Raw genomic sequence first — 14162 nt, 5'->3', positions numbered from 1 at the left:
ATTCGCCGGAAGTTGGCTAAGTGTGGAAACCAAAGGGATAACTCCTTTTGAATTCGCCGAAAGTGGGCTGAGTGTGGAAACCAGAGGGATAAATCCCTTTGAATTCGCCGAAAGTGGGCTAAATGTGGAAACCTGAGGGATAAATCCCTTTGAATTCGCCAGAAGCCGGCCAAATGTGAGAATGAAGGGTATTAATGCACCTCAATCCGCCAGAAGCCGGCCAAAAGTGGAAATGAAGGGTATTAGTGCACCTCAATCTCCCGGACGCGGGCTAAATGTGAGAATGAAGGGTATTAATGCACCTGATCGTGCCGGACGCGAGCTAAATTTCCAGCTTTATCACAAAAACGGCTACAGCCCCTTGAAATCAAGGAGGCCGTAGCCGTTTTTATATCAGGAAATTATATGAGTTATCTGGAAAATGAGCTGAATAGGCTTCCCTGGACTAGACCAGCCCTTTATCCATCGCTTTGCCGATTAGCGTGGCGAACAGGCTGTTGGACCAGGCGAACCACTCGCGCGAGAAATCGGCGGGGTCATCCGGGTGGAAGCCCTCGTGCATGTACCCGGTATCGGCGTCGGTCCGGATCAGCATGTCGATCAGCTCCTTGATCTCCTCATCGTTATCTGCCGTCAGCGCCTGCATGGACAGCGCCATATGCCACACATAACCGCCCGGCGTATGCGGACTGCCGATGCCCTTGGCGTGCTTGCCCTCGAAGTAGAACGGATTGTCGAAGCTGAGGGCGAACCGGCGGGTGTTCTGATAAATCTCATCCTCTAAGCCCACATAACCAATATAAGGAATGGACATTAGTCCCGGCGTACCGGCATCGTCCATCAGGGAATAATTGCCGTAGCCGTCCGTCTCGTAGGCGTAAATTCTGCCGTATTTCGGATGGTTCACGATGCCGTAGGTGCGGATGCCGAAGTCGATCTCCTTACGCAGCTTCGCCGCCCGCGCCGCCAGCCGTTCATCCCCATAGACCTCGCTTGCCATCTCGCGGATATATCCCAGAATGACTACCGCGAACATATTGGAGGGGATGTTGTAGCCGAATTCACAGCTGTCATCGCTTGGACGGAAGCCGGACCAGCTCATACCGGTGTAGTTGACTGGCATCCCGCGTCCGTTATTGTGCAAAGTTTCTGTATCCTGAAGCGTCTGCCGGATGAAATGGTATGGAGATTTCTCCCCGTGATGCTGCTCGGTCTCGATCGTGTTCACGATGGAGGTCAGCGCCTGATAACAGGCGGCATCGAAGATATCACTCTGCTCCGCTTCCTTCCAGTACATATAAGCCAGTTGAACGACGAAGCACAGGGAGTCCAGTTCATACTTGCGCTCCCACATCCACGGGTTCAGATTGCAGTCGTCGGTATCCCGGTAATGCTTGTCGCTGGCCGTTTCGTTGAAGGCATTCGTGTATGGATCAATATTGACATAGAACATCTGCCGGGCGATCAGGCCGCGGAGAATCCGCTGCAGTTCAGGGTCGTTTTTGGCAAAAGGAATATAGTGGCGCACCTGCTCCGTAGAATCACGCAGCCACATGGCCGGGATATCGCCGGTGAACACGAAGGTAGTGCCGTCTTCCAGCAGCTTCGTGGTTGTCTCCAGCGTATTCGGGAAGCAGTTGCGGAACAACTGCCGGAGTTTCGGGTGATGCGCGAGCCGTTCATCGGCCTCATTCAGATAGGTAGCAATGGAAGCGGGCAGGTTCATAGTGTAATTCCTCCTCAGACGTAGTGGATTTAGGGTTGTGCTATTTGCAGGGCATAGGTGACAATTTGGGCTCTGCCGATGGAGCTGCGGAGTCTTCCTTCATCTAGAGCTTCCCTGTGTTTCCGCCGTTCCAGGATATCACTGGCATGTACAGCCTCTACGGGAAAATGTGGCGTCAGCGCGAGCTCTTGCTCCGCGCCCGCCAGATTGTACCACCGCAGAATAATATCTTCATGGGCTTCTGATATTTTGAAGGCCGAGAGCGCCAGGGTGCGGCCTTGCCACTCCAGCGGCTGATACTGAGCAGGCAGAGGGCCGTGCTGCCAGCCCGTCTGGACAGTGAACCAGGGCACCTGATACTGGTAAGCCCAGGCGAAGGCTTCCGGCCAGCCGGCATCTCCGGCATAAGGACGAATCGCGAATTCCACGGTCTGCTCACCGAGGCACTGGGCTTCCGGTGTAGGGAATACGCCCCAGTCTCCCAGCTCCGACACGCTGCGCAGCAGGGTTACGGCAATGGTATTGCTGCCGTCACGCAGAACCTCATATTCATTCAGCCCTCTGTTCGCAACCGTAAGTCCGGCGCTGCCATCTGACACGCTGACATAAGCCTGCTGGTGCTGGGCATTGCTTGGATTGATCCAGTCCGCTGCCGGCTCAATCTCGCGCTCAGCGGCTTCGAAGATGGAATCAGCCAGAAGAGTGGAGGCCGCAAGACCCGTAGGGACAAGAACACGCAGCCGGTGGTCCTTGGCCTGATTATTGAACGAGGCAGAGACCTGAATGCCGGCCCCGTTAGCCTCCAGGCTAATCCGGGTTACGATCCGCAGCGGTACCTGCTCAGCGGAGCGCCCGGCCTTACGCTGGCGGAACGGAACCATCCGGCGCTTCTCCTCCTCAAACGAAGCATCGGCGGAAGCCGGAATGGCCCATTCATGCACGATTTCATAGGTGATGCGGTAAGGCTCATGCTCGGCCAGGGTAATGCGGGCATCAAGTCCCCTGGTTGTCAGGGTAATATCACCCTCCGGCTGGCGGAACACATATTCATTGCCGATATCGCCGCAGTTCTCATAGACACCAAGTCCTGCGAAGACTCTGCCGGTCCGCTTATCGGTTACATCATAAGAGCCGTTCTCCCGGATCTGGATGACCAGGAAGTCATTCTCCATCCCTCGCTCGAGCAGCTTAAGCGGACCCTCAGCAGGAGCCCCGGCCGCTTCAGCGGATGCGCCGCCCGGCGACTCTGCCCAGGCGAAGGTGCTGTAACCAAGCGGCGGCACCTGCGGGGCTTCGAAGGTCAGCCGGACCATCCGCGCCATATAAGGCTTGCGGAACTGGTCGTCCGGCAGCTCATAGCCGAACCGGGTGCCGAGATCCTCCGCCTTGCAGGCGATGGCCTGTCCGTCAACGTCCAGTAGCCGCCCGCGAGCAAGCTCAAGCGGAAGCTGATCCAGCGCATCGGCAATCGCAGTAGGGTTAGGGCCTTCCTTGAAGTACCGTTTGGCAACCGCCACCTCCACGCTAACCGTCCCGCTGCGTTCCCAGCCGGTGGTATTGAAGACGGTTACGGGAATGGCTGATTCTCCCCAAGCCTCTACGTCTTGGGTTCCAATCTGCCCACAGATCGCCTTCAGGCTCTCCTCCACAATAGCCTCGCCAACCTGTCTGCTCTTCTCGAAGCGTGTGATCATCTCGCGGTGAACCTCATCCACGCTGCACCCGCAGATGCTGTCATGCGGGTGATTCTGCATCAGCGTCTTCCAGGCGTAGGTCAGCAGGGCATGGGGATAGACCTGACCGCTGACCAGATAAGCCAGTGTTGCCAGCGGCTCGGCGCCCTTCTCCAGCAGGGTCTGCCCGCGCTGGTTCATCTGCTTCAGATAGACACGTGCGGAAGCGGTATTCACCAGCGTTCCCCAGCCGTCCGTGTGCTGGCTGCGCAGCTCGCCGTGTACAGTGACGAGATCCTCGGGCAGCGAAGGACCCAGCGCCTTCAAATACTGCTCGAAGCTGGAATGGACGAAATCCATGTCAGGGTACAGCTCCCGGGCGGTCTCCAGTGCATCGGCCAGATCACAATGTACCGGCTGATGGTCACAGCCGTTCATGAACAGCAGCTCCGGGGTGGAGGCATATTTGCCGGCATCGGCGATTTTCCGTTCCCAGAAGATCTTGGCTTCGCCTGCATCCACCGGCACTTCGTTGCCGTTGCTGTACCAGTTCGCGAAGAGCAGTCCAAGGACGCTGGAGCCGTCGGGGGATTCCCAGTACATCTCCGAATAAGGCGATTCATAGCTGGCGCTGTTCAGCTCGCCCACCATATTATCGAAGCCCGTCGGCTTGACGCCGCGGCCGAACACCGCAGTCTCAATGTCAGCCTGCCGGAGCAGCTGCGGGGCCTGGCCCATATTGCCGAAGGAATCCGGGAAATAACCCAGCTTGGAGATGACGCCGTATTTCGCCGCATCCTGATGGCCGATCAGCAGATTGCGGACGTTGGCTTCGGAGCTGGTCAGGAATTCATCCTGAAGCACATACCAGGGTCCGATGATAATGCGGCCATCCCGGATGAACTGCTCCAGCTGCTCTCTCCGCTCAGGATGAATCTGAAGATAATCTTCAATAATAATGGTCTGTCCGTCCAGGTGGAAATAACGGTAGCGCTCATCCTTTTCCAGCGTCTCCAGAAGTTCATTCATCAGCTTCGCCAGCAGGACATGATGTCGCTCGTAAGGCATGTACCATTCACGGTCCCAATGAGTGTGGGAGATGAGGTGTGCGGTTGTACGGGTCATGACAGAAACCTCCTATATCATCAGTCGGGTGTTGTAGCGTTGGCATTCGTAGCAAATGTTTGCATACCTGCCCGGTGATCACAATATGTAACTTTTGCAGGGGGGAGGAGGGTTCATAATTCACACATTTACGGCAGTCAGCCAGCGGCGGCCTATCGAAGTTATTCAGCCCATAAGCCCCGTAGCAGCGCGGTTTTACACGCCTTTAACATGACAATGCACAACCTACATATTTACGATGTCAGCTAAGTTTCACTACAATTTGGGTTGTAAGCGTTAGCAGGAAGGGCCTTCACAAGAATGCGAAGCGGATACAGGATTTTGTGTAATGAAAACTAACATAGAGAGGAGTGGGAGAATGAAGGGGAACAAGTCCCTGGGCAAAAGAATCTGGCAAAATTGGGAGCTCTATCTGTTCATGCTTCCCGCATTATTGTATTTCCTCGTATTTCATTATGGTCCGATGTACGGTATTCAGATTGCCTTCAAGAATTTCGTACCCTCCAAAGGAATTACGGGCAGCGAGTGGGTAGGCTTTGACCATTTTGAACGGTTCTTCAATTCCTATTTCTTCTGGGATCTGCTGTGGAACACGTTCAGCATCAGCTTCTATGAACTGGCCATCGGGTTTCCGCTGCCGATCATTCTGGCACTGGCCTTCAATGAAGTCCGCAACGGTCCGTTCAAAAAATCAGTCCAGACCGTCACCTACGCACCGCATTTCATTTCAGTAGTAGTCATGGCGGGGATGATCATCACCTTCCTGTCGCCCTCCAGCGGAATGATTGTCCGGGTCATCGAATTCCTGGGCTTCCAGCCCGCGCAGTTCCTGACCGATCCGGCTTGGTTCAAGACCGTGTATGTCTTCTCGGGCGTCTGGCAGAGCACCGGGTGGGGAACGATTATCTATCTCGCGGCTCTGTCAGGCGTAGATCCCCAGCTGCATGAGGCGGCCATAGTAGATGGAGCAAGCCGGATCAAACGGGTGCTGCATATCAATCTGCCGACCATCATACCCACGATCACGATCATGCTGATCCTGAATATGGGTAATATTCTGGGCCTTGGCTTCGAGAAAATCCTGCTGCTGCAGAATTCGCTCAATATGGAAGCCTCCGATGTCATATCCACCTATGTGTACCGCGCCGGTCTGGTGAACGCCCAATACAGCTTCTCGACGGCTGTCGGATTGTTCAACTCGGTGGTCAACGTAATTCTGCTGGTTACCGTTAACCGGATTGCCAAACGCACCAGTGAGAACAGCCTCTGGTAGAAAGGAGTTGAAGTCTTTGGTTACTGCCATGAAAGAATCCAAGGGAGATAAGCTGTTTCTGATCAGCACCTACATTTATCTGTGCCTTGCGCTGGTAGTTGTACTCTATCCGCTGATCTATATCCTCAGCGCGTCCATCAGTTCACCGCAGGATGTTAATTCGGGAGCCATGTGGCTGTTTCCGAAGAATGTGACACTGGACGGCTACAAGCTTGTTTTTGAGAACCCGAAGATATGGAACGGGTACTTGAATACCATCATCTACACAGCGGCGGGCACGCTGCTTAATCTCGCTGTGACGCTGCCTGCTGCATATGCGCTCAGCCGGTCTGATTTTGTCGGACGCCAGCTGTTCATGGGTCTCATTCTGTTCACGATGTTCTTCAGCGGCGGACTTGTACCGACGTATCTGCTGGTCAAGAACCTTGGCCTGATCAACAGCATGGGGGCTTTGATTCTGCCGGTGGCGGCTTCCGTCTGGAATATCGTGGTTGCCCGTACCTTTTTTCAGAGCACCATTCCCAAGGAGCTGCAGGAAGCGGCGCATATCGACGGCTGTACGAATCTGAAGCTGTTCATCCGCATTATTCTGCCGCTGTCCGCACCGATTATAGCCGTGATGGCCCTGTTCTACGGGGTAGGCCATTGGAACAGCTATTTCCCGTCCCTGATCTACTTGAATGATGAAGCCAAGTATCCGCTGCAGATGGTGCTGCGCCAGATCCTGGTCCTTCAGGAAATGTCGGCCGAAACCACAGGTGCTGCGATTAACGGCGAGGTGGCTATGGCCATGAATAATAAGGCAGAAACGGCATCGCTGGTCAAATATGGAGTCATCGTCGTCTCGACACTGCCTATTGTGGCGGTCTACCCGTTCCTGCAGCGTTATTTTGTCCAAGGGGTCATGATTGGCTCTGTGAAAGGCTAAACGGTTAGAATGTAATGAATATAAGGGAGGAATCATCAAATGCAGACCACACGTAAACCATGGAAGCTTCTGTTGTCTTCGGCGCTCATCCTTACTCTGCTGGCAGGCTGCGGCAACGCAAATGAAGGCACGGCGGATAAGAGTACCGGAGAGGTCACGGTGAATAAGGAGGGCTTCCCGATTGTGAGTGAGCCCGTTACCCTGAGCATGATGGCGCCGGATGTGGGGATTCAGAACTGGGAGAACATGCCGGTGCTTCAGCAGATGAAGGAGAAGACCGGGATTACGATGGAATTCAAAAACGCGCCGAAGGACAGCTTCGAAACTAAAAAGAATCTGGTGTTCGCCAGCGGCGATTACCCGGATATCTTTTATGCGGCCGGTCTGACAACTGCCGAGCAGATGAATTACGGCGAACAGGGGATACTGATCCCTCTGGAGGATCTGATCGAGGAATACGCCCCGAACTTCAAGGCGCTGCTGGAGGAGAACCCGGATGTCCGCAAGTCAATTACAGCCCCGGACGGTCATATCTACTCTCTGCCGGTTGTGGAAATGAGCCAGCACTGGTACCGCAATCCGATGTGGTATAACGGCGACTTCCTGAAGGCGCTGAATATCGACAAGCTGCCGGAAACGACGGAGGAGCTATACACCTACCTGAAGCGGGTGAAGGAGGAAGACCCGAACGGCAACGGCCAAGCCGATGAAATTCCGATCTCCTCGGTGACCACCACCGCTGCGAATCTGCGTGATATCCGCACCTGGCTGCTGGGCGCTTTCGGCATCTATGAAGAAGAAATCTATGTAGACGATGCGGATAAGGTGCATTATACCCCGCTCGAAGAAGGCTATAAGGAGTATTTGACCTATATGAACCGCCTGTGGTCCGAGGAACTGCTGGATCATGAGAGCTTCTCGCAGACGGCGGAGCAGAAGAAGGCCAAGGCGAATAACAACCGCGTCGCTCTTTTCTCCGACTGGCACGCTTATATGACCAAGGGCGGGGAGCCGTCCACGGCAGATCCGATGTTCGCCCCGGTACGCAGTGAATCGGTCGCCGCTCCGGCGATTGCCAAGAACAGAGGGATTACAACCGGCGCATTCGCCATCACGAACAGCAATCCGGCACCGGAAGCCTCGCTGCGCTGGGTTGATTATCTCTATTCCTATGAAGGCGCCATGTTCTTCAACAAAGGGCCAGAGGGAACGCTCTGGGAGTACACCGATAAAGACAACCGCGTGAAGCAATACCTGCCTGTACCGGACGGCAAGGAAATGGAAGATTTCCGGGCTACCTTGACGCCGAACTACGGTATTCCTGCGCCAACCCTGTCCATGGATGATATCAACAAGGGGCTGAAGACAGACTTTGACCTCTGGGTCGAGCAGGAAACCAAGCAGAAGCTGCTGGATAAAGGAGCGCGGATTCCGTTCCCGGCCCTGTTCCTCACGGTGGAGGAGCAGACCGAGATCAGCAGTCTGAATTCGGACCTCAGCACGTATGTGAAGCAGATGGAAGCGAAGTTCATCACCGGTGCCGAGCCGCTTACGGGCTGGGACAATTATGTGGCGACAGTCAAGAAGATGGGCGGAGAGCGTGTAGCCGAGATTAACCAGGCTGCCTATGACCGCTGGAAGAGCAACTAGAGCGGCATGAATGTCTAAGTGCAGAAAGGTGCTGTAAAAATGATCTATAAGGATAAAACGCGGCCTGTGGCGGATCGGGTACAGGACCTGCTGCAGCGCATGACCCTTGGGGAGAAGGCTGGACAATTAGTCCAGCCTTTCGGCTGGCAGTGTTATGAGAAGCACCCGGACGGAACTACCGGTATGACGGAAGCGTTCAAGCGCCAGGTGGCCGCCGGAGGCGTCGGCTCCCTCTATGGAACGCTGCGTGCAGATCCCTGGACCGGCGTCACTCTGGAGACCGGCCTGTCCCCGAAGCAGGGGGCGGAGGCGGTGAATGCCATTCAGGCCTATGCCATGAAAGAGAGCCGGCTCGGTATCCCTATTCTGTTCGGGGAAGAATGCTCGCACGGACATATGGCGATAGGCGCCACTGTATTTCCGGTTCCGCTTGCACTGGGCAGCATGTGGAACCCGGAGCTGTACCGGGAGATGTGCCGCGTAGTTGCCCTGGAGACCCGCAGCCAGGGCGGTGCGGCAACCTATTCGCCGGTCCTGGATGTGGTGCGTGATCCGCGCTGGGGGCGGACGGAGGAGACCTTCGGCGAAGATCCGTTCCTGATTGCCACTATGGGCGTAGAGGCGGTAAAAGGCTTGCAGGGCGAACGGCTGGACGCAGAGGATTCCGTGCTGGCTACGCTGAAGCATTTCGCCGCTTATGGCAGCTCGGAAGGCGGGCGGAATTCCGCACCTGTGCATATGGGACTCCGTGAGCTGCATGAGGTGGATCTGCTGCCTTTCCGTAAGGCGGTAGAGGCCGGAGCGCTGTCCATTATGACGGCCTATAACGAGATTGACGGGGTGCCTTGCACAACGAACCGTTATCTGCTGCAGGATGTGCTTAGGGAGCAGTGGGGCTTCGAGGGCTTCGTGATTACGGATTGCGGAGCGCTGGGGATGCTGACGAATGGTCATAACACAGCGGACAGCGGGGAAGCGGCGGTGGCCCAGGCACTCTTGGCAGGCATTGATATGGAGATGTCGGGCGAAATGTTCGAGCAGCATATTGCGGCCGCTATCGAGCATGGACGGCTGCAAGAATCCGATCTGGACCGCGCGGCTGCGCGGATTCTGGAGCTGAAGTTCAAGCTGGGACTGTTCGACCGTCCCTATGCCGATCCCCAGCAGGCGGAGCAGATCATAGGCAAGCCGGAGCACCGGGAGCTGGCGCGGCGGATAGCCGGTGAGAGCATTATTATGCTGAAGAATGAGAATAGAACCCTGCCGCTGAGCAAGCAGATTCCGAAGCTTGCGGTGATTGGGCCCAATGCGGATGCGCCGTATAACCAGCTTGGTGACTACACCTCGCCGCAGCCCAAAGGCGCTATTGTTACGGTGTTGGAGGGAATCCGGCAGGCGCTGGGCGGCAGTGCGGACAATGTGCTGTATGCACCCGGCTGCCGGATCAAAGGTGATTCGCGGGAAGGCTTCGCCCATGCGCTCGCTTGTGCAGCCGAAGCGGATGCCGTTGTGCTGGCGATTGGCGGCTCAAGTGCCAGAGACTTCGGGGAAGGAACGATTGACCTGCTCACTGGAGCTTCCGTTGTGACTGAGCATTCCTGGAGCGATATGGAATGCGGCGAGGGTATCGACCGGGCTACGCTGAATCTGATGGGCGTGCAGCTTGAGCTGGCGCAGGAGATTCATAAGCTGGGCAAGCCGCTGATTGTGGTCTACATCAACGGCCGTCCGATTGCCGAGCCGTGGATTGCAGAGCATGCCGACGCCATTCTGGAGGCCTGGTACCCTGGGCAGGAAGGCGGACATGCGGTTGCCGATATTCTGTTCGGCGGGGTGAACCCTTCCGGGCGGCTGACGATCAGCATTCCGAAGCATGTAGGCCAGCTTCCGGTCTATTACTACAAGCGGCGGACGCGCGGCAAGCGCTATCTGGAGACGGACTTCCATGCGGAGTATCCGTTCGGCTACGGCCTCAGCTACAGCGAATTCGCGTACAGCAATCTGAAGGTTGAGCCTCCCGTCATTACGGCGGACGGACAGGCGCTTGTCTCCGTGGATGTGACCAATTCCGGTGACCGGGCGGGGAGCGAGGTGGTCCAGCTGTATATTTCCGATCTGGCCTCTTCCATTACCCGTCCCGAGAAGCAGCTCAAGGGCTTCCGCAAGATCAGCATTCAGCCGGGAGACACGCAGACGGTGACGTTCAGCGTCGGCCGGGAAGAGCTGGAGTATGTATCGGCCGACCTGACGCGGATTGTGGAGCCGGGAGCGTTCGCGGTGATGGCAGGCCCGCACTCCGCAGAGTACTTGACAGCGCCACTTGAAGTCAGGGAGGAGGGCTAAGCCATGAAGCGTATGAACCGGTTCATCGGCTGGCTCGCCAAGCGGCAGTGGGCAGAGAAGATAGAGCTTGCGGAGTGGAGTATGCACAAGTCCCGTTATCTCTCGCCCGGCTGTTATGAGCATGAAGAGGAGCTTCACCTGAATTACGGGATTGCCCGGCTGGATGGCGGTTATGGAACCACGTATTTCCTTCAGCGGGAGATCGCGGTTCCGGGAGAGTGGGGGCCGGAAGAGCCGGCGCTGCTCTATCTGGGACGCGGGGAAGGCCTGTTGAAGCTGGGCGGAACGCCCTATCATGGCCTGGACAGCAATCACTGGTTCATTCCTCTGCCGCCCGGCATAGCGGGAGAACTCCTTCAGCTGGACATCGAGCTGTATGATCCGGTGCCTGAGCCGGAGGACCCGCTGAACCGCCAGGCGGTGATCAAGCCGCCGCTTACGGGAGTAGAAATCACGCTGGTGCGTGTGAATCCGGCGGTGTACAGCCTCCTGCATACGGTGAAGATCGTGCATGAAGCGGCCCTGCTGCTGCCGGAGGGAGATATGCGCCGCATCCGCAGCCTGAAGGCACTGGAGCGGGTAATGGACACGCTCTATCTGGAGGAGGAGCTGCTCCTGGACGGCGATGCCGTCACTGCGGCTGAACAGCAGCTGCGGACAGAAGCGGCAGCGGAACGGTCTGAGGGACTGCATCCGGGGACGATGCACATGGTGGGCCAGTCGCATATTGATATAGCCTGGCTGTGGCCGGTCCGCGAGACGGTACGCAAGGTCAGCCGGACCTTCTCCACGGTCTGCGCCTTGATGGATAAGTACCCGGAGTTCCGGTACTCCCAGAGCCAGCCCCAGCTGTATGCCTTCGCCAAGGCGCATTATCCGCAGCTATACGAGCGGATCAAGCAGTGGGTTGCCGAGGGCCGGTGGGAGCTGGTCGGCGGCATGTGGGTAGAGCCGGATCTGAACATTCCCGGCGGGGAATCGCTGGTACGGCAGATGCTGTACGGCCAGGGGTTCTATATGGAGGAGTTCGGCAAGCGGTCCACGATTGAATGGCTGCCGGATACGTTCGGCTATTGCGCGTCCCTACCGCAGCTCTTGAAGCAGGCGGGAATTGATTATTTCATGACAACGAAGCTCGGCTGGAATGATACCAACCCCTTCCCGCATACGCTGTTCCACTGGGTCGGCATTGACGGGACGAAGATCGTGGCCTATCAGAACCATGGAGTGAATGAGCATACTCACCCGAAGGATGTGCAGGAGCATTGGCAGGCCTACGCCCAGAAGGAAGAGCACGATGAACTGATGCTGCTCTACGGCCACGGAGACGGCGGAGGCGGAGTCACTCACGAGATGCTGGAATATGTAGCCCGCACCGATCTCGCGCCGGGCCAGCCGGTCAGCCGCTTCTCTACGGCGGAGGCGTTCTTCTTAGAGATCGGCTCACGCCAGCCGGAGCTTCCGGCATGGCATGGCGATCTCTATCTGGAGCTTCACCGGGGGACCTTCACAACCCATGCCTTCAATAAGCGCAGCAACCGCAAGGCGGAGGTCTTATACCGGCAAGCGGAGATCTGGAGCGTACTCGCGCAGAGGAGCGGGCTTATGAGGCTTCCGGGGTTTGCGCAGCCGGAGCTTGTGCAGTTGGAGCTTTCTCAGTCGGGGCTTATGCAGCCGGAACCTGCACGGTCGGAGACAGAGCTGTGGCTGAAGGCTCAGGAGGAGCTGGCTGAAGGCTGGAAGCTGCTGCTGCTGAACCAGTTCCATGACATCATTCCCGGCACCTCCATTCCCGAGGTGTACATCACCTCGCGGGAGGAATACGCGGAGATTTTCCGTCTGGGCCGGAAGGTGCTGGACACCTCACTCCGTGCCCTGGCAGGCGAAGTGAATACTACAGGTGCGGGCCGCCCTTATGTAGTCTTCAACAGCCTGGGCTGGGAGCGGACAGAGCTGATCCGGCTGGAGGGAGACTCCAGTCTGACCACGCTTCAGGCCTTCGATGAAGACGGCCTGCTGGAGAGTGAATGCTGGAGTACGGCTGGAGACGGCGACAGCTATACGCTGGCCATCCGGGTGCGCAAGGTGCCTGCCTTCGGCTGCCGCACCTTCTGGCTGCGGGAGGCTGCTGCGCCTGCGGGCGTACGCCCTGATCGGCAGGCGTATGCTGTCGGCGAGCGGTATGGGCAGGAGGCAGAGGCTGCGGAACGAGCCGTAGTGTGGCCTGAGCCGCAGGCAGCTCCTGCCGCCGGAGACGGTTTCCCGGAGTTATGGGAGACGGACCATTACATGCTTGCCTTTAACGAAGACGGTGAAATCAGCCGCTGGGTTGACAAAAGCGCCGGACGCGAGCTGCTTCAGCCCGGCCAGACCGGCAATCAGCTGCAGTTCTATCATGACACCCCGCCGCTGTGGGATGCCTGGGATCTGGACCCGCGTTATGAGCAGCAGCCTGCGGGCAAGGCGGAGCTGCTGGACCGGCAGGTGGTCACAAGCGGCCCTGTGCAGACGGTGCTGAAATTCCGCTGGCAGCTGGGCGAATCCCTGATTGAGCAGGAGATCGTGCTGCCCCGGCACAGCCGCAGGGTAGACTTCCGGACCCGGGTCAGCTGGAGGGAGAAGCATAAGCTGCTGAAGGTCGCTTTTCCGGTGGATATTGTGGCCGCGAAGGCGACGTATGAGATTCCCTTCGGGGCGCTGGAGCGTCCGACCCACCGCAACACCAGCTGGGAGCAGGCGCAATTCGAGGTCTGCGGACACCGCTGGGCGGATCTGTCCGAAGGCGGCTATGGTGTCAGCCTGCTGAACGACTGCAAATACGGCTATGACATTCATGACGGGGTGCTGCGCCTGTCGCTGCTGCGCTCCCCTCGCTGGCCTGACCGCTATGCGGACCAGGGGGAACATGAATTCACCTATTCCCTGTATCCGCACAGCGGAGATTGGCGGCAAGCCGGTGTGGTGCGGGAGGCAGCAGCGCTGAATGAGCCTCTGCTGGCAGTCAGCGAAGCCTCGCATTCCGGCCGTTATCCCGGCACCCATTCCTGGCTTGACTTCCAGAGCAGTCACGTAATGCTCGATACGATCAAGCAGGCAGAGGACGGCAGCGGAATTATTGTCCGCCTATATGAGTCCGCAGGCAGCAGAGAGACGGCTGCGCTGGATTGGAAGGACAAGGAGATCCGCGCCTGCCGGGTCAATCTGCTGGAGAGCAGTACCGGCTCTGCTGAAGTTTCCGGCGGCGTGATCCCGCTCTCCTTCCGACCCTATGAGGTCCAGACGCTCAAACTGTATAAGAAGCACGAAAAAAATTAACAAAAAGCAAAAGAAGCGGAGGGGAAATTTGGAACTGTAGGAGCGGTAGCGACCGCCCGAAAGCTTTCCGAAGGAAAGCTACCTCGTAAGCATAAGCTGTCACCGGATTTCACCCGCGAGTAGCGGTTC

Annotated in this window: 7 protein-coding genes; 5 read left to right on the top strand and 2 right to left on the bottom strand. The window is 57.2% G+C overall.

What is annotated here, in order from left to right; all coding sequences use genetic code 11:
* Positions 1 to 445 precede the first annotated feature (445 nt).
* Together HQN87_RS24750 and HQN87_RS24745 are read right to left on the bottom strand one after the other, a co-directional pair.
* Complete coding sequence (locus tag HQN87_RS24750; protein WP_173138790.1) at positions 446 to 1726, bottom strand: glycoside hydrolase family 125 protein; 1281 nt, start codon at positions 1724 to 1726, stop codon at positions 446 to 448.
* A gap of 29 nt (positions 1727 to 1755) precedes the next feature.
* Positions 1756 to 4524 (bottom strand): alpha-mannosidase, encoded by a 2769-nt coding sequence (locus tag HQN87_RS24745; RefSeq protein WP_173138788.1) that lies wholly within the window; start codon positions 4522 to 4524, stop codon positions 1756 to 1758.
* Positions 4525 to 4882: 358 nt separating this feature from the next.
* On the opposite strand from HQN87_RS24745, the gene HQN87_RS24740 reads away from it, so the two are divergent.
* The 5 genes from HQN87_RS24740 to HQN87_RS24720 are packed head-to-tail and all read left to right on the top strand — an operon-like array spanning position 4883 to position 14033.
* Positions 4883 to 5797: an ABC transporter permease gene (locus HQN87_RS24740; RefSeq protein ID WP_246553088.1), complete on the top strand. Its 915-nt coding sequence runs from the start codon at positions 4883 to 4885 to the stop codon at positions 5795 to 5797.
* Between the two features lie 16 nt (positions 5798 to 5813).
* Positions 5814 to 6725 (top strand): carbohydrate ABC transporter permease, encoded by a 912-nt coding sequence (locus HQN87_RS24735; RefSeq protein ID WP_173138784.1) that lies wholly within the window; start codon positions 5814 to 5816, stop codon positions 6723 to 6725.
* Between the two features lie 39 nt (positions 6726 to 6764).
* Positions 6765 to 8375, top strand: a complete 1611-nt coding sequence (locus tag HQN87_RS24730; RefSeq protein WP_173138783.1) for an extracellular solute-binding protein — start codon at positions 6765 to 6767, stop codon at positions 8373 to 8375.
* Positions 8376 to 8414: 39 nt separating this feature from the next.
* Positions 8415 to 10718: a glycoside hydrolase family 3 N-terminal domain-containing protein gene (locus HQN87_RS24725; protein WP_173138780.1), complete on the top strand. Its 2304-nt coding sequence runs from the start codon at positions 8415 to 8417 to the stop codon at positions 10716 to 10718.
* A 3-nt stretch (positions 10719 to 10721) separates the two neighbouring features.
* Complete coding sequence (locus HQN87_RS24720) at positions 10722 to 14033, top strand: alpha-mannosidase (protein WP_173138778.1); 3312 nt, start codon at positions 10722 to 10724, stop codon at positions 14031 to 14033.
* The last annotated feature ends 129 nt before the right edge of the window (positions 14034 to 14162 follow it).

The sequence above is a fragment of the Paenibacillus tritici genome (assembly GCF_013204885.1).
Taxonomy (GTDB): Bacteria; Bacillota; Bacilli; order Paenibacillales; family Paenibacillaceae; genus Paenibacillus_AQ; species Paenibacillus_AQ tritici.
This window is presented reverse-complemented; position numbering and strand designations above follow the sequence as displayed.

What these genes read in the sequence shown, in the direction of transcription:
- HQN87_RS24730 (WP_173138783.1), top strand. Translation starts at nt 6,765, where the DNA reads ATGCAGACCACACGTAAACCATGGAAGCTTCTGTTGTCTTCGGCGCTC.
- HQN87_RS24720 (WP_173138778.1), top strand. Translation starts at nt 10,722, where the DNA reads ATGAAGCGTATGAACCGGTTCATCGGCTGGCTCGCCAAGCGGCAGTGG.
- HQN87_RS24745 (WP_173138788.1), bottom strand. Translation starts at nt 4,524, where the DNA reads ATGACCCGTACAACCGCACACCTCATCTCCCACACTCATTGGGACCGT.
- HQN87_RS24740 (WP_246553088.1), top strand. Translation starts at nt 4,883, where the DNA reads ATGAAGGGGAACAAGTCCCTGGGCAAAAGAATCTGGCAAAATTGGGAG.
- HQN87_RS24725 (WP_173138780.1), top strand. Translation starts at nt 8,415, where the DNA reads ATGATCTATAAGGATAAAACGCGGCCTGTGGCGGATCGGGTACAGGAC.
- HQN87_RS24750 (WP_173138790.1), bottom strand. Translation starts at nt 1,726, where the DNA reads ATGAACCTGCCCGCTTCCATTGCTACCTATCTGAATGAGGCCGATGAA.